The organism is Rubripirellula reticaptiva (assembly GCF_007860175.1).
In the GTDB taxonomy this organism is placed as follows: domain Bacteria; phylum Planctomycetota; class Planctomycetia; order Pirellulales; family Pirellulaceae; genus Rubripirellula; species Rubripirellula reticaptiva.
In genome coordinates this window covers 510,248-526,065 of record NZ_SJPX01000005.1, presented here as the reverse complement: position 1 = coordinate 526,065, position 15,818 = coordinate 510,248, and the positions used below count along the sequence as shown (strand labels likewise).

Genomic DNA, 15,818 nt, shown 5'->3' with positions numbered 1-15,818 from the left:
CGGCTGGCCCATCAAACATGCTCTTCCGTCGCTATCGGCGATTCGTCCGCGGCTGAAACCACAGGCGTTTCCGCCTTTGGCTTCGCCGGTGCGTGACCGTGTGGCGTGTTCATCGCGGTCAGCGTGACACCAACCACGGTGGTGACCAAACCGACCCACAACAGGGGGCTAATCGTGACGCCACCGTGCAGACGCAGCAGTCCAATGATCGCGCTAACCGAAACGGCACCACCGAAGACGATTGGCATCACGAGCGCCGCGTTGCCTTTGCTGGTCATCATTGCGGACGTCAAAAACAGAGCACCGATGGCACCGAAGCTGCCCGCCAAGAATCCCCACTTCATTGTTGGGTAATGGACACCCGAGAAATTGAATGTGTCACCTTTGACGCTCATCATGATCGCGCCGCCGATGATCGCAATGACCAGATAGGCGACACCGACAAACAGATACGGCTTGTACGGCGACCAGAGTTTCGCCCCATCCACCATCGGCGCGTTGGCGTTACCGATCAACGGACCGTAGCAGCCCCAGAAAAACGCAGTCAACAACGCGAAACAAATTGGAATCCACATTTTGTTCATGTAACTCTCGAAAGGAGGTGGGAAGCGGGGGGGCTGTTAGAGGCTTTCAAGACCTCAGGGCATCGTGCGGAAATAAGTTCGTAATATCACTCTCCCTCTGGGAGAGTCGGACGCAGTAGCGGCCGGAGAGGGTTTTACTTACGGCCCTCCCCGGCCGCTGCCGCGTCCGACCCTCCCGCAAGCGGGAGGGTGATTTTCTACTTGTGAATTCGAGCTATTTCCAAATAGGTCCTTACACGTTGAACAGGAAGTGACAGATGTCACCATCGTTCATCACGTACGTTTTGCCTTCGACTCGTAGTTTACCGGCCTGGCGAATTTCTTTTTCGGATTTGTAGGTTTCCAGGTCCTCCAGCGTGTAGACCTCGCAGCGGATGAAGCCCCGTTCAAAGTCGCTGTGGATCACACCAGCCGCCTGCGGCGCGGTCGCGCCTCGGGGAATCGGCCACGCCCGAACTTCTTTTTCACCGGCTGTGAAGTAGCTTTCTAGGCCAAGCGTCTTGTAGGCGCCGCGTGCGATTGTGTGCAGTGCAGGCTCTTCCAGGCCGACTTCGGCCAGCATTTCGGCTCGGTCCGGTTCGTCCAGTTCGGCGAGTTCGGATTCCAGCTTGGCGCAAACGCAGACCACGTCGGCGCCGACCTTGGCAGCTTGGTCGCGAACCTTTTGAACCAGTGGATCTTTGCCTTCCAGGTCATTCTCGCTGACGTTGGCGACATACAGCACCGGCTTTGCGCTCATCAGCCCGTAGCTGGAAATTGCAATCTTTTCGGCGTCTGGCAATTCCATCGTTCGCAGCGGCTGATCGGTGGCCAAGTGTTCGTTGCATTTCTTGATCGCATCGACACGCAGTTTTGCTTCTTTGTCGCCGCCGCGAGCCATTTTTTCGGCTTTTGGCAACGCGTTTTCGAGCGTCTGGATGTCGGCCAGCATCAATTCGGTTTCGATCGTTTCCATGTCGGCCAGCGGATCGACGGTGCCGGCGACGTGAATCACATCGGGATCATTGAAGCAGCGGACGACCTGAACAATCGCATCGACTTGGCGAATGTGGCTGAGGAACTTGTTGCCCAGACCTTCGCCTTCGCTGGCACCTTTCACGATTCCAGCGATGTCGACCAACTTCAACGTCGTTGGAATGACTTTTTTGGGAACGATGTACTGGGTGATCCGAGTCAGGCGATCGTCGGGGACGCTGACGATGCCCTCATTGGGTTCGATCGTACAGAACGGGTAATTCTCGCTTTGAGCCGCCTTGGATGCGGTCAGAGCGTTGAAAAGTGTGCTTTTGCCGACGTTGGGCAAGCCGACGATTCCAGCTTCCATGGGGCTTACTTCTGGCTTTTTCAGTTCAAGAGATGACGGAGGACGCGAGTGGCCGCAAATCCTATCAGGCCAGCCCCAGACGGTCGAACCCCAGAGAATTGAAGCCGCGTTTTTCGGTTTCCTCCCGACCGAAGGCACAGCGAATTGCCTAGCCCAGCCCGTTGGACTGGGCTAGCCAAATCGACGGGGCGTTGCCCTTAAATCAAAAAGCGAAACTTCTGAACGAACGACCGCTAAAACGATGGAAAGCTGAGTTCGCCGTCGACGTCCGAAGGTTCCGTTGTCGTCGCCGATGCGCCAGGCTCGGTCGAGTTGTTGAGATAATCTTTCAATGTCGATGGCGACGCGGGGGCCGCGGTGGGACCGGGTTGATTCGGTTCCATCAGGTCGCTCGGTCGCAGCGGGTCATTCGCTAGCCGCATCCATCCGACGCTGCCCGGTGCGATCATCGTGTTAGCGACGCCCGCCATCGGACGCGCGGATGTGACCGGTGGGTTCTCGCACGCTTTGTTGCAACCTTTGCATCGCTCGCAAGTGCGACTGGCTTGCCAGAACATCAGCTCGTCCATGCACGACCGTGACGAGACAAAGATCCGATCGCCCGGTTGCAATTGGTAGTTCGACGACGTGTTGCCCAGTTGTACGATTTCGCGATAACACACCGGCAACGTGATTCGGCCCCCGCAAGGATCGGTGGGCCGCGCCAACAGGATCTTGCAAGGGTTCGAGCTGCTGGTCAAACCGCCCGCTGCAACGATCCCGTCGAGAACGGTTTCGAATCCCGCTAGTGGATACGATCCCGGCGCATTGACTTCGCCGAGCACGTAAAACCGATGCACCGGTTCAAGCATTCGTACGTTGACAGCGATCGCGTCGCAATCGTCGGGAAGCGCTGGGGCGTCGATGGCTTTGCGATCCTCTTCGCTAGCCAATTCCTTGCACGAATCTCGCTGTTGACGCAACTGATAGGCGATCTGCTGTTCGATCAACGACTCGGCTTGTTCGAGATCGCGGCCCGCAACGATGACACGCCCGTACGGTCCCAAGTCAACGGTCCCGTCGGCCAACACAACCTGGTCAGCCGGCAAACGCAGGTCACGTTCCAAACTGACAGGTTCGATCAACAACGAGTCGCCTGGTTCGAGCGCATGCGGCGGTAAAACCGATTTCGCGTTCTCGCGTGGCAGCCAGACCGGAATTTTTGAGGCATCCAGCACCGCTTCGGCGTCTTTCGTCAACGTCGAATTCGATGGGTAAAGCGACAATCCAAGTGTGCTGCAACCACTCAATAAGAAACACCCGACCATCAAGCCCAATGTTCGGACGCATACGAATCGATCGATCCAGTTGTTTTTATCGTTGCGAGACATCGTGTCACCTGTTCCCGTGAAATCGTTTCCATGAGTGCCATCGGCTCAACAGGCCCGATCAGCCGTGCTCAATCGATCCGCGTGTTGCAATGAACAGAACCGGTAGATTCGGAATGACCGGCACAAAGTTCAGCGAACGGACTCGGCTTATTTCGTCGTTAGACCATCGGCCGCTCCGACGGTGATCCCCGCCAAAACCAATCGCTGGCCCTCACGAAGCAGAAACCGGGCGGTTTCCTCGCGAAAGGTTTGCACCGGTTGGACTCGAATGATCGGGTCACCAAGCGTCCCCATCACGCGGACGACCAGCGTCCGATCTCGCAGCAACTCAGTCACGTCCAAGATTGCGGATGTCGGCAACAAAGTTCGCAGTGCGTACTGTTGAGCCAATTGCGCAAAGTTTGCGGCGATGTCGCGGTAGTCACCCGTCGCAATCAACGCGTTCATGTCTAATCGGCCACCTTGGATGTACACCTTTCCATCGGCTTGCACGAGCGCCGCATCCGAGCCGAGCCAAAACTCGTCGACCGTGATCGCACCGCCGCCAATGATCCCTTTGGCTTCGCCGACATTGAAGGTTTGGTTGACCAGCGAGATTGGCCCCAAGAAGCGTGAAACTGCGACCAGGCCAGGGATGCCGGCGCCGCGGGTCTGACCCAGTGAAAAGTTGAACCGACCGCTCAGGTCGGCCAGGTTTTGAATCGACTTTCCATTCAAGGAAATGTCGCCCGTGATTTCACCGCGCGCCAACGAAGTCGAACGGCCAACTTCGTTTGACAGTCGGAAAATGTCGACTCGGCGAGTGTTCCAGCGGCTTTCCATATCAATGCCTCGCCCGCCACTGCGAGTGGAATTGAGCGCTAATGCACCCTCGACCTGACCGCCGCCTTGGGTCGATCGCACGCTGGGAAAACGCACCTTCCAGCTTTTGCGTCCTACGTTGGCTTCGGCCATCAAGCCGCTGTGAGCCTTGCCAAGCGGCAACCCATAAAGCGACAGTTCGCGTCCATCGGCACTGCCCCGAACGCGAATTGAGTCTTGATATCCGGCAACCGTCGCCGACACCGATGCGCGACCTTGGTAGTCTTCGGCAGTATCACCCAAGAACCAAAGCGACTGTGCGAGATTGACTCGGTTGGCCGAAACGCGGAGGTCTGCGCGAGGATGCAGCGTCCCGCTTTCGTCGATCAGATAAACTCGCCCCCGCGCGTGAGTGCTGCCTTCGGCGTAGTCGCCAACAAGGGAAGCAACGTCGAAAATGTTGTTTCGCAGTTTTCCTTCCAATCGCATCGACCGCGACAACAGACGCGATCGGTGGCTAAACCGTGAAATCTCTAGCTGGACATCGGCCGATGGCAACTCGACTTTGTCGGGGGCGTGAGTGTTCCAGTCGCTGACGCTTACTTTGCCCGATACTAGTCCGGTGACTTCAATCGTCGACGTTGTCACGTCCTTGATCAGTCGATCGATTTTTACTTCGTCGAACTCGATGACGGTCGCCGCCAAACGCGAAGTAACATCCGACCAGCGGTCGCCCGCTTGCATGTTGGCGGTCGTCGCGACTGTGACTGAGCCATCGAACAAACGGCCATTGGCGTTCAGCGAGATCTTGCCGGCTTCGGCTGATGCGACTGCCTTGATTGCGCCAACGTCTGTGTCTCCGATTGTGATTCCCGTCACCGATAGGCGTGCTTGTCCGCTGTGTTGGTCCGGTTGGTCGACCTTTCCCATTGGCACCTGCCAATCCAAGTTGCCTTCGATTCCGGCCGTCACGATGGTCTTTCGCCCGGCCAATGACAGTTCGATGCGAGGTTGGATTCCATCGAGTTCAAGCTTCGCAGTCGCGGTGCCCGATTCCACAAACGGAATCGTGGCGGAGCCTGAAAGATTCCCGTCAAAGAGCGTGGCGTCGATCTGTTTGATGACGAGAGATTCATCGCCGATCGTAAAGGCCGATTTTAAAGCGATCAGCCGAAACGATTTTGGCAACGTCTCCGTATCCCGTTTGGACGTCACATTGAAAACCGTCGGCGTCAACTCGATGTCGTGTTCGACCGTTCCCAGGTCGACGCCAGCGACTGATAGTTTTGGCGAAGCCACAGAACCGCGGATGTTCCAGGACGACTGGGCAATTTTGTCCGCCAGTTTTCCGTCGCCCATCAAGCGGAAGTCAATCTTTCCGCTGACAAACGAAGAGTTGTCTGGACCGTTCTGCTGAGCCATCAACGCGACAACGTTTCCGATGGGCACGTCATCGCCGTCGATTGCAAAATGGAAGTCACCGCCGTCTTTGGATAATGGCAGGCTCGCGTTTCCGAGCAACCGGATCGTCTCCGCCGTGTTATCGCTGGTGCCTGTCGACAGCGTGAATCGATCGACGACCAAGCGTTCTTCTTCGATTTCAACGTGATCCGCGTCAAAGTCGGCTGGCGGAAGATTAGCGATGCGAAGCCCACGTCCGCTGAACTTCCCATCAAGTCGATACGTTGCGATCTCGCTGGCCGTTTCCAGCGGCACGTTGAATTTCGCGTTCCCCGAAAACTTGCCGTCGCTCGGCAACCTGTCGTCGGTTCGCCCTAACAACTTCGCAATCAATTCAGCGAGTGGGGCGACGGCAAGGTCGGTGACTGTGACATCGGCGCTGAGATCTTTTCGAGGAACTAACTGAGCGGTTGCGGTTCCTTCGATCGAACCGGTCGATTCTTCGGGACGCTCGCGATCGATGATTTGGGAATTCAAGTTCTGCAGCGTCGCTACCCCATCGCGATAGACGACGTGGGTGCGAAGTTCCTTCAGCAGCACGCCATCAACTTCCAGCGAAGGGCTGGTCAGCGTTCCGTCGAACCGGTACGCCGACGCGTCTCGCAGCGAGGTCATCGGAATGCCGACCTGGAATTCGACGGAAACGGTTCCCGACAGATCCAGCCCGGTTTCAATGCCGATCAGTTCTAGTCGATTTGCCAACTTGCCAACATCGATATCGCTGAGCGACCATTCCGTCGTCCAATAACGAGGCTGATTTGCCACCCTCGCAGCCGGCTTTTCCGCTTGCTGAGCCATCGCGACGCCTGAGCAAGCCCAAGTGAGGCACACCCAGGTCAGACACGCGACGAACGGCAAACGCCCGATCGATGGGATTCGTCGCGAAACGCAGTTCGTCATCGGAGCAGATCTCGGTTCTGGTTCTAAAAAGTTTGGCTCACACAATTTCGTGAAACTGAATTTTACGATGAACCGCGAAAGCCGGACTATCTGCAGCGTACGAAACTCGCCGCCGACGCCGCTACCCGCTTTCTCGTCCTTATTCCCAGCGATTGACGCCTTTTGACAGAATCGGCGCTTCCCATTGGCCGCTTTCCGCCGATCGGTACATGGCTTCCTGGACCGCCAGCGAACGCAGGTAATTCGGACCATCGGTTTCGAACGGCGAGTTGGCGATCAGGCCATCGACAAAATGCTGCTGAGTCGTGAAGACACAGTCGCCGGCGAAGCCTTTGGTGCTGTGTGCGTATATGTGATCCCGTTCGGCTTTGCCGAGCATCTGGATCGTCAGCCGTCCGTCGTCGTAGAGCCGGATGGTGCCCCGGTCGGCTTCCACCATCACTTCGCCGAACGTGTAGCGTTGGTCTTCGGATGTCGATTCGTTGAACCGATTGGCGTCGTAAAGGCCCAGCCCGTTCTTTTCAAACTCCATGATCGAAATGGCCGTGTCCTCGCCAGCGATCACGGGATTCAGTTTTCGCGTCACGCACCAAACACGCCGGATTTCGCCACCGAGGTAACGAAACGTGTCAATCGTGTGGATACCCGCCTCGTGGATCAGAAACTTTTTCATTGTTTGAAAGTACGGCTGGCGAGCCATGTAGGCATCATCGCCGTATCCGTCACCGGCTCGGTTGCGATAGCTGATCGTGTGCAGCCGGTTCCCGATTGTCCCGGCATCGAGCATTTTTTTGATTTCTCGGTACCAGGGCTGGAACCGAAAGTTTTCGTGAACCATCAAACGCACCCGAGCCCGCATGGCGATGTCCACGATTGCCTTGGCTTCGTCCAGCGTCGGCGCCAGTGGTTTCTGACAGATCATCGCGATGCCGCGCTGGGCAATCTGTTCGACGATTGCTAGATGTGTGTCGGGCCGAGTGACGATGTCCACAAAGTCGACTTCGCACTTGTCCAGCATCTCGCGTGCGTCGGTGAATACCGCCGGAATGTTGTACTGGGCCGAAACACTGTTGCCCCGACCTTCGTCGGTATCGCAGCAGGCCACAATTTCAACATTTTCAATTCGAGACCACGCGTCGTAATGAAAGTGGCTGAAGTAGCCGGCACCAATCACAGCAGCTCGAAGTTTTTTCATCGGAAGATTTCTATCAGTGGTGTTTGAGTGCGAATGCACATCAAGGTTAGACGATTGTGACGTCGTTCGGTTTTTCGTTCGCTCTAGATTTTTGTGGCCACAGTGCCAATACGTTCGCGGTCAAAATCAGCACGCCACCGACTAGCAGTGGTGAACTGAATGATTCGTTGAGATAGGGAACCGAACAGAAAACCGCCAAAATGCCGGGCAGAAACATTGCCCATGTCGATGCGAAGAACGGTTCGCTGGTGTAAATCACCGCCGCTTGCACGGCGGATAGGTACGGTTGGTATTTGTTCATCCACGCGAACGCTAGCAGTGACGGAAACAATCCGAGTGCGGCAATCAAACCAAAGAATTGTGGTTGGACGGTCAGGCTAGTCCACGATTGATCGATCGGGATTTCTGGAACGCTCGTTTTCAGCAGTCCAAACGTCACACCGCCCAGCACCATCGCGGTTGCAAACATCGCGGGTGTGAACGCGATCGATTCATATCGTTTGCCCAGCACGTCCACCAACAAAATGTGGCAACTGAAAAAGCACGCGCCAAGGATCGTTAGCGAGTCGCCCCAAGTCCATCGCTGCAGCGCGTCGCTGGCAATGCGAACGGATCCGTCACCGATCACCACCATCTCGGTCAATACCGATACGCCGGCCAGTGCGACGGCGACTCCTGCCATCACCGTGGCGCGGGGCAGTCGCCGCCGAAGGATTGTCGAAAACAGCGGCGTGAACACGACTGCCAGACTGGTCAAAAAGCCACTGCGTGATGCCGAGATCGTGCCTAGCCCGATGACTTGAACGAGCATTCCAAAGAAGAAAAATACGCCCATCGTAGCGCCGGAAATCGCGTGCGGCCAGCGAACTCGCCGCATCACTGAGCGAAAGAAAACGACGAACATCGCCAGGGCAAGCCCGAATCGAATTGAAATCATCCAAGCCGCCGCCGAGCAACGCAGCCAACCCGACGCGGTCACGTCGGTGACGCCAAAGTGCGCGTCGACTTGAAAGTTCAGTCCCTTCATCATCGGAAACGTCGCACCCCAAATCGCATTGGTCAGGATCAACATGATGATCGCGCGATTGCGTTGGCTGGCCGAACTTTCAAATGTGGGAGAGGCGGGTGACAAGGGAGGGTCGTATCGATTCAGGCGTGAAGGAAGCCGCGGGCGGCAAGTCTGACTTGCGAACAGCTTAGACGTCGAGCCCGACTTGGGTTAGCCGCTTAACCTTACGCTGGCGGTGGCTTAGTCAGCGATTCGATCGGCGCCAAGAAAGCACTCGAGTCACGGCCCAAGCGTTCAAATACGCCGAGCGTCTCATTGAAGTCGAGGTCGGTCGAGCGGACTCGGTCTGCCGGGACCAGGACCACGGATCCGATCCAAGTGTCCGGCGCACCGGGAAAGTAGACGACGACCAGACCGCCGGGCAACCGATCGGCTTCCATCGCAATTCGGAATCCTTCGGGACATTCAACGAGTACCGGTGTCAGCGAAGGACCGTCGCTGTCGTGTTTCAGGTTGCCGGCCAGTAGGTCTTTGTAGATCGCGTACTTCGGGAACACCGTGATCAACTGTTTTTCAATCGTTGACGAAAACTTTTGACCGATCGCTCGCCGAGCCACTACGCCAGCGAAAAAGCACATTCCAACGATTGTCGCAACGGATGCTGAAAACAGAAATGCGATCCCCATCGCCGAATTGACCGGGACCCAGTCCGGCAGCGAATCACCCAGCGGACCAGCCACCGCCGCGACGATTCCATAGACTTGCCCTAGCAATCCAATGATCACCGCCAGCGGAAGTAAGAAAAACAGTCCACCGATTGCCGTCGAGCGTAAAAAACCGACCGATTCGTTAATCTTCGCTCTCATCAGCAACGTTTTCCGTAAAATTTGGTTTCAAGTCGTCGTCGGTCAAGCTTGGATTCGTTGTCTTGGCGAAACAATCCAGGCAAAAACGAATCCCGCGACTGCTCATAACCTACCGTGTTGGCCCGAAGTCGCATTTCGACGGGGCGCACAAAAACTTACACTGTCGGACCATATCTGCCGAACTCGGCACAACAATTTGACTCTTGGATTCTGTGTGATGGATCGAACGAACCACGTTTTGCTGATGGCGCCGACCTTTTTCATTGGTCTGGTGTTAGTTTCATCGGCCACTGCTCAGGTGACAATCCAGCCGGCCAATACGGTGCCCCAGCCGGTCGTTTCAGCCGAAGAAATGGTCGTGCAATCCGCTGGCATGGTGCTGAACCAAGCGATGCAGTCGCCTGGAAATCGCATTCCCGAGTCGATGCTTAGCGATGCTTACGGTGTTGCGATCATCCCCAACGTTATCAAAGGCAGCTTCATCGTTGGCGCGCGACGCGGCCGTGGCCTGCTGTTCGTTCGCGAACCTGATGGCGTCTGGCATGCACCGGTCTTCATCACCCTTACCGGCGGGAACATCGGATGGCAGATCGGCGTTCAGTCGTCGGACATCATCTTGGTTTTTAAAACCCAACGCAGTATCCAAGGATTGTTGTCCGGAAAACTGACGATCGGTGCCGATGCCGCCGCTGCGGCCGGGCCAGTCGGACGCGAAACGGCCGTTGCCACCGACGGCAGATTGCAAGCCGAGATCTATACGTATTCACGAAGCCGTGGATTGTTCGCGGGTGTATCGATCGACGGATCAGTGGTTCAAGTGGACCAGTTTGCGACCGGTGCGTATTACCCCAGTGCCGTTCCCGGTGGCCCGGTCACGGTGCCGCCGAGTGCTGGTCAACTAACGATGGCGGTTGCAACCTATGCTGGTCATGCCCAACCGGACGCGCCGGTCAACCAGAACGCGGCAATCGTTCAACAGCAGTCTGCTCGCGAAACGGATGTCCTGCGGGCTCAGATCGTCCAGTTGTCGCCGAAACTGTTCGCATTGTTGGACGATCAATGGACGTCGTATTTGGGGATCCCGATCGAGATGCTTCGTGGCACCGATCCGTCGCCTGAAACTCTGCTGGCGACGATCGCTCGATTCGACGAAGTGTCGCGAAATCCACAGTACGCCCAACTGGCTGCTCGTCCAGAATTTCAATCGCTTAACGGACTTCTGCACCACTACCAGCAAGCCCTCTCGCCGTCGGCCCCCGAGCTGCGTCTGCCACCGCCGCCGAAGTGATTTGATTGGCGATTTGTTTGATTTGGCGTCTCAATTGAGCCTGGGCCTGCCTGTTTTTCGTGGTTGAGGCTGCCTATTTTTGCTAGCAGGGGCTGCCTATTTTTGACAACAAACGTAGACTTAAATGCCGGCCAGCGGCTTCCGCGTTTGTTTCACCCGACCATTTCGATAGCGATGTCTGAACAAGATATTTACGAAGAACACGTGCTCGATCATTACGAAGACCCCTATCACCGAGGGGAATTCGATAACGCTACCCATGCTCACGATGGAAAAAACCCGCTCTGCGGCGACGTTATCCACATCGATCTGAAATTGTCAGACGATGGCAGGATCGAAGAAGCCTGGTTCAGCGGTGCCGGTTGTGTCATCAGTCAAGCGTCGGCGTCGATGTTGATCGAAAAGATCGAAGGCAAGACGCTGGAAGAGGTCAACCAGTTTTCGGCCACCGATATGCTCGAATTGTTCGGACCAAAGTTGACCCCGAACCGTCAAAAGTGCTGCTTGTTGTCGTGGCGAGTTCTGCAGACCGCGGTCCATTCGCCAGTCGGCAGCGCCAGCGAGGAAACCAATGGCGAAGAAGGCGATGATGATGGCAACGCAAATTTTGGCGGCCCCAGTCTCAGTGAAGAATCATGACGCGAAGAATCGTGACGGTAGCCGCTTCGCAGTCGGCGGCTGCGTTTGATCCTGCCGTCTATCGCTCTGACTTTCCCATTTTGGATCGTCAAGCCGCCAGCGGTGCGCCGCTCGCTTTTCTGGACAACGCCGCCAGCACTCAGCGACCGACACAAGTCATCGACGCGATGAGCGACTGTTATCGTTCGTATTATGCGAACGTGCATCGCGGTATTCACACGCTGAGCGAGGAGTCGACGGCGGCATTCGAACAAGCCCGCGTTACCGTGGCTCAGTTTTTAAATGCCAAGCGACCACGCGAAGTCATTTTCACCGCTGGCGCAACCGCGTCGATCAACACGGTCGCGCGATCATGGGGTGACGCCAACGTCGCCGCCGGCGATGTCGTTTTAGTCACGATCGCCGAACACCACGCCAACATTGTTCCGTGGCACCAATTGGCGGCGCGGACCGGATGCCGAGTCGAGTTTCTGCCCATCAATGACGGGTTCACGATCGATGACGAAGTCATGGTGGAGGCGCTTGATCGGCTGCGACCGAAACTGTTTGCCTTCACAGCCGCCAGCAACACGTTGGGCACGATCTTCCCCGTCCAACGCTGGACAAAACTTGCTCACGATCATGGCGCGACGGTACTGGTCGACGCAGCCCAAGCTGCGCCGCATCAAGTCGTCGACGTCCAGCAGTGGAACGCTGATTTCGTTGCGTTTAGTGGTCACAAGGTCTGTGGCCCGACCGGGATTGGCGTGTTGTATGGCAAGGAAGCGTTGCTTGAAGCGATGCCGCCGTTTTTAGGTGGCGGCGGAATGATTCACGATGTCACCACAACAGGATTCACGTGCGCGGGGCTGCCCGAAAAGTTCGAAGCCGGCACGCCACCGATCGTCGAAGCCATCGGGCTAGCGGCGGCTGTGAAGTACATCACCGAGGTTGGACTCGATCGCATCGCCGCGCACGAACATGCGCTCAGCGAACATGCCGAGTCGCGGCTGCGAGAGATCACCGGAGTGCAGATCGTCGGTCCGGTGGCGGGCGCTGTACCGAACCAAAAAAACGGAATCATCAGCATCCACTTGCCGGGCGTTCACGCGCATGACGTGTCCCAGCAACTCGATTCGGCTGGCGTCGCCGTCCGTGCGGGGCACCACTGTACGATGCCGCTGCATCATTTCTTGAAGTTGTCCGCGACGGCACGAGCGAGTTTCTATTTTTACAACACGATCGAAGAAGCCGATCGTTTCGTTGACGCAGTGATCGAAGTGCAATCAAAGTTCGCGCCCTCAGGACGAAAACGCCGCCCAAGAACCTGATCCGCTAGATCAACGCATCCAGCGCGGCAAGTACGTCCGGGCTAAGTCGCGTGGTGGCTGCGATTTCTTGTGCCTGTTCGGGGCGCCGAGCACCGACCAAGGCGGAACTCACACCAGGCTGGGACGCAGCCCAGCCGATGGACAGTTGTGCGATCGTTTTGCCGGTCGACTCGGCGATCAACTTCATTTGATCGATCACATCGTGAGCGTGCTGGCGAGCGGCGCCTTGAAAGACTTCATAGCCAGGGCGGCTGTCGCCTTCGGCGAACTGATGGTCGCGGCTAATTTTTCCCGCCAACAACCCTTTCATCAGCGCCCAAAACACATGCACTTCACAGCCAAGTTTCATGGCCTCGGGAATGAAGTCATCCAGCGAATCACGTTGCAGTAGGTTCAGCGGGCATTGCACGGCGGTGCATGCGACTGCACCGGAGAATCGACGTAGTTGTTCGGCGTCGACATTGCAAACACCGACTCGCTTCGTCAAGCCGCGGTGCAACAACTCGCCCATCGTTTCCGCCGACTTTTCGATCTCGACATTCGGGTCCGGCGAATGCAGCATCAGCACATCGAACTGCTCGATGCCGATTCGTTTGAGCGACGTTTCGGCGTCGGCGCATAGTGTGGCCGCTGATCCATCGACGATCCGTTTGTGATCCGCCGACCAGCGCTGTCCGACTTTGCCGGTGACCGAAAAACGGTCTCGGTCGTTGCCGATGAAACGCCCCAGCAACTGATCACTCTCGCCGTCGTAGCCGTAACTAAACGCGGTGTCGAAAGCCGTGAGTCCGCCATCGATGATGGCTGTCATCGTGGCGTCCGCATCGTCCGCGGTGACTCCGACGGTCGTAACGCCCGCCAGGGGCCAGAGTCCAAAGGTGATCGAATTCATCGCAGGTCAGTCGGGCGTTCGGTGTTCTGTGGTTGTGATTGGTAGACTTTGGATCCTAGCTGTAATCGGGTCGATCCGCTGATGATCCAATAGCATGAGCCAGTTGCTGCGGTACCTCGCAGAATGTAAAGACGGCTGAGTCAAATGTTGCTCATTTTCACGAATCAAACATCCCACAGCTTCGCTAAGCAAACAACAACCCGTGGGCTGACGTTTGGGCACCGTTTCGATTCAAATCAACGTCGCAAATTATCACGTGGCCCGCAGGGGCCGCTTGGATGACGACGCAGGTGAATTATCGCTCGCCCGGTCTTGTCGGCGGAGTCGTCAATCGAGCCTGGAGTCTTCCCGGCGTGATTGATTCCCAAATTTCTTGTTCGTCAACTTGTATCCTTGCACACGGTGTGCTAGGGTCAGTTCTCTTGCTTGACCCCCTCTGTTGGGGACGGCGAACGCGAGTTGTTTTGGTTGGTGGTCATCGAGGCGTCCTTAAGGCTTTCGGGGCCTGAAGTTCGATTTCTCTCATCGTGATGATTCCGATCGGCTGTGGTGCCTTTGTTTTTACGTTCTCGTCAAGTGGACTGCGTTCTTAACTCTCAACCCTGGGTTATGTCCTATGAATCTGCGAATTTTGCTGTTTTCTTGCTTGTCGTAACGATCGTCGCTTCAACTAATGTGAATGCTCAGTCTGCATCTTATGGGCCAGCCTTTCCTTCTTTGGTTTTCAACCCAATTTACTATCAAGCAGACTTCGACACTGAGTTCACGCACGATTCAACCTTCAACCTATCCAGTACTGTTAGCCCAGACGTTAGAGTTGATGATGTGTACGACGAGTACAATGTGCTGCTCGGCAGAGTAACAGTCAGTGCGACGTATAGTGGAGGGACGTCTGGGGCACTCGCGAATGGCGCCACTAACGTGACGCTTGTTAAGGCTCCTGATGTTGTTGAGGCTTATGGTAATGGTGTCTACCCTGATTCTTCTATGTGGGAAGCTGGTACGAAAACGAAGTGGGTTCAAGAAAAGTCTTACACGGGTGTGTACGCTTTACGCCGCTCCTTCTATGACCCGTATTCGGGTGCTTACACCGTCGACTACATCGTAAACGGAACGGGTTGGATATTTACCGCCGCGACCAACAGTAATTTCACCGTCTACGTGCCCTGAACGTTGTTCGACGACTAGTGCTCCATCGAACAGAATCTCCGAATTCCCATACGGTTATAAATATGTATTTGTCTTTTCAAAAGGAATTACTACGTCTGCTCCTGTTCACCAGTTGGATCTGTCCGAACTTTGCTTTTGAATGTGCGGTGCATGCAGACGATGATGTTGAGTACCCCCTGCCTTCATCCTTTTTGCTGGAACGCATGATGCGGGAGAGTGGCGGGGATGCTACCAATGTTCCAAGGAAACCGATTCAACGGCGCGTCGACTGGCGTGGCCAGCGTGGGCGTCTTTATCTGGCGAGTCCAGAGCTAAATCCTGCGGTTGAGCTTAAAGCACTGCTGGTTGAAAAGAAGATTCTTCCAGTTGCTGAGATTGACCGCATGTACACAAACCGCACTGGATCGCGTCGTGATGACGATGTGTTCGCCCGTTATCAAGGTGAAGAAAATTCCCTCAACAAGAAAGATCTGGCAGTTATTGCAAAGCGGGAAGCTCAGCTGAGTACGGAGTTTTGGGATGAGCTCTCGCCAAAGCTTGGCAAAGAACAGCGAGTGGACATCGCAAGTCGGTTAATCGCGAGACTTAGGTTGAACGCTACGTCCGTCGAGATCGTTTCTAACTACCTTTCGCTGTCTGAAGAACAACAGAAAAAATCTGCTGCGTCGGGACAGCGAATTCAACGTGCATTCCAAACCTCGCTAGAAAGCGAACGCGGACCTGTCAAAGACCCGAGTATCGCCGAAGAGTTCTTCAAAGGGTTGCTTGTTTTTGACCGACAACAGCTGCGATTGTTTCTTGAAGCTTGTGACTTTCTTGAGGAGGACGAGCCTATGGAAAAAGCGATTGAACGCTTTCCAAAATCGGATCAAGAATTGGCTATGCAGGTCATCCTATTTGCGGAAGGTCCCAGTGATCGTGAAGAAAGCGGTGCCTCGAACTAAAGCAGGATCGGCTTTCAATATGTTGAATGCAATGACCGTCAGGGCATCACGTTGCTGTCGTTCTT

Annotated in this window: 13 protein-coding genes; 5 read left to right on the top strand and 8 right to left on the bottom strand. The window is 55.8% G+C overall.

Annotated features, from left to right (window positions below; genetic code table 11):
* Nucleotides 1-11: 11 nt before the first annotated feature.
* The 7 genes from Poly59_RS23070 to Poly59_RS23040 all read right to left on the bottom strand — a co-directional run bounded on the left by Poly59_RS23070 (nucleotide 12) and on the right by Poly59_RS23040 (nucleotide 9,510).
* Nucleotides 12-584 carry a hypothetical protein gene (locus tag Poly59_RS23070; protein WP_146536456.1) on the bottom strand — a complete coding sequence of 191 codons (573 nt, stop codon included), beginning with the start codon at nucleotides 582-584 and terminating at the stop codon, nucleotides 12-14.
* Nucleotides 585-816: 232 nt separating this feature from the next.
* On the bottom strand, nucleotides 817-1,908 hold the full coding sequence (gene ychF, locus Poly59_RS23065) for a redox-regulated ATPase YchF (RefSeq protein WP_146536455.1): 1,092 nt from the start codon (nucleotides 1,906-1,908) through the stop codon (nucleotides 817-819).
* Between the two features lie 233 nt (nucleotides 1,909-2,141).
* A complete protein-coding gene (locus tag Poly59_RS23060; protein WP_246151877.1) occupies nucleotides 2,142-3,278 on the bottom strand; it encodes a polysaccharide biosynthesis/export family protein in 1,137 nt (378 codons plus the stop codon).
* 147 nt (nucleotides 3,279-3,425) lie between these two features.
* Nucleotides 3,426-6,440 (bottom strand): AsmA family protein, encoded by a 3,015-nt coding sequence (locus Poly59_RS23055; RefSeq protein ID WP_146536454.1) that lies wholly within the window; start codon nucleotides 6,438-6,440, stop codon nucleotides 3,426-3,428.
* Nucleotides 6,441-6,579: 139 nt separating this feature from the next.
* Nucleotides 6,580-7,635: a Gfo/Idh/MocA family protein gene (locus Poly59_RS23050; RefSeq protein WP_146536453.1), complete on the bottom strand. Its 1,056-nt coding sequence runs from the start codon at nucleotides 7,633-7,635 to the stop codon at nucleotides 6,580-6,582.
* 46 nt (nucleotides 7,636-7,681) lie between these two features.
* Nucleotides 7,682-8,767, bottom strand: a complete 1,086-nt coding sequence (locus Poly59_RS23045; protein ID WP_246151876.1) for a DMT family transporter — start codon at nucleotides 8,765-8,767, stop codon at nucleotides 7,682-7,684.
* Nucleotides 8,768-8,868: 101 nt separating this feature from the next.
* The gene (locus tag Poly59_RS23040; protein ID WP_146536452.1) at nucleotides 8,869-9,510 is read right to left on the bottom strand and encodes a DUF502 domain-containing protein; all 642 of its coding nucleotides are present in this window, start codon (nucleotides 9,508-9,510) and stop codon (nucleotides 8,869-8,871) included.
* 217 nt (nucleotides 9,511-9,727) lie between these two features.
* Here Poly59_RS23040 and Poly59_RS23035 point away from each other — a divergent pair, with 217 nt between their 5' ends.
* From Poly59_RS23035 to Poly59_RS23025, 3 genes are all read left to right on the top strand, one after another.
* Nucleotides 9,728-10,798 carry a lipid-binding SYLF domain-containing protein gene (locus Poly59_RS23035; protein WP_146536451.1) on the top strand — a complete coding sequence of 357 codons (1,071 nt, stop codon included), beginning with the start codon at nucleotides 9,728-9,730 and terminating at the stop codon, nucleotides 10,796-10,798.
* Between the two features lie 174 nt (nucleotides 10,799-10,972).
* Nucleotides 10,973-11,437: a Fe-S cluster assembly sulfur transfer protein SufU gene (gene sufU / locus Poly59_RS23030; protein WP_146536450.1), complete on the top strand. Its 465-nt coding sequence runs from the start codon at nucleotides 10,973-10,975 to the stop codon at nucleotides 11,435-11,437.
* Entirely contained in the window at nucleotides 11,434-12,747 is a 1,314-nt protein-coding gene (locus Poly59_RS23025) for an aminotransferase class V-fold PLP-dependent enzyme (protein ID WP_146536449.1), read from the top strand. Before sufU ends, Poly59_RS23025 begins: the two co-directional genes overlap by 4 nt.
* 4 nt (nucleotides 12,748-12,751) lie before the next feature.
* On the opposite strand, the gene Poly59_RS23020 is transcribed toward Poly59_RS23025, so the two are convergent.
* Nucleotides 12,752-13,639, bottom strand: a complete 888-nt coding sequence (locus Poly59_RS23020) for an aldo/keto reductase (RefSeq protein WP_146536448.1) — start codon at nucleotides 13,637-13,639, stop codon at nucleotides 12,752-12,754.
* A gap of 609 nt (nucleotides 13,640-14,248) precedes the next feature.
* On the opposite strand from Poly59_RS23020, the gene Poly59_RS23015 reads away from it, so the two are divergent.
* Together Poly59_RS23015 and Poly59_RS23010 are read left to right on the top strand one after the other, a co-directional pair.
* Nucleotides 14,249-14,809, top strand: a complete 561-nt coding sequence (locus tag Poly59_RS23015; protein ID WP_146536447.1) for a hypothetical protein — start codon at nucleotides 14,249-14,251, stop codon at nucleotides 14,807-14,809.
* Between the two features lie 62 nt (nucleotides 14,810-14,871).
* A complete protein-coding gene (locus Poly59_RS23010; RefSeq protein WP_146536446.1) occupies nucleotides 14,872-15,753 on the top strand; it encodes a hypothetical protein in 882 nt (293 codons plus the stop codon).
* Nucleotides 15,754-15,818 lie beyond the last annotated feature (65 nt).

Bases quoted from the DNA above. Each gene is read 5' to 3' on its own strand.
- Poly59_RS23070 (WP_146536456.1), bottom strand. From the start codon at position 584: ATGAACAAAATGTGGATTCCAATTTGTTTCGCGTTGTTGACTGCGTTT.
- ychF (WP_146536455.1), bottom strand. From the start codon at position 1,908: ATGGAAGCTGGAATCGTCGGCTTGCCCAACGTCGGCAAAAGCACACTT.
- Poly59_RS23060 (WP_246151877.1), bottom strand. From the start codon at position 3,278: ATGTCTCGCAACGATAAAAACAACTGGATCGATCGATTCGTATGCGTC.
- Poly59_RS23055 (WP_146536454.1), bottom strand. From the start codon at position 6,440: ATGACGAACTGCGTTTCGCGACGAATCCCATCGATCGGGCGTTTGCCG.
- Poly59_RS23050 (WP_146536453.1), bottom strand. From the start codon at position 7,635: ATGAAAAAACTTCGAGCTGCTGTGATTGGTGCCGGCTACTTCAGCCAC.
- Poly59_RS23040 (WP_146536452.1), bottom strand. From the start codon at position 9,510: ATGAGAGCGAAGATTAACGAATCGGTCGGTTTTTTACGCTCGACGGCA.
- Poly59_RS23035 (WP_146536451.1), top strand. From the start codon at position 9,728: ATGGATCGAACGAACCACGTTTTGCTGATGGCGCCGACCTTTTTCATT.
- sufU (WP_146536450.1), top strand. From the start codon at position 10,973: ATGTCTGAACAAGATATTTACGAAGAACACGTGCTCGATCATTACGAA.
- Poly59_RS23025 (WP_146536449.1), top strand. From the start codon at position 11,434: ATGACGCGAAGAATCGTGACGGTAGCCGCTTCGCAGTCGGCGGCTGCG.
- Poly59_RS23020 (WP_146536448.1), bottom strand. From the start codon at position 13,639: ATGAATTCGATCACCTTTGGACTCTGGCCCCTGGCGGGCGTTACGACC.
- Poly59_RS23015 (WP_146536447.1), top strand. From the start codon at position 14,249: ATGTCCTATGAATCTGCGAATTTTGCTGTTTTCTTGCTTGTCGTAACG.
- Poly59_RS23010 (WP_146536446.1), top strand. From the start codon at position 14,872: ATGTATTTGTCTTTTCAAAAGGAATTACTACGTCTGCTCCTGTTCACC.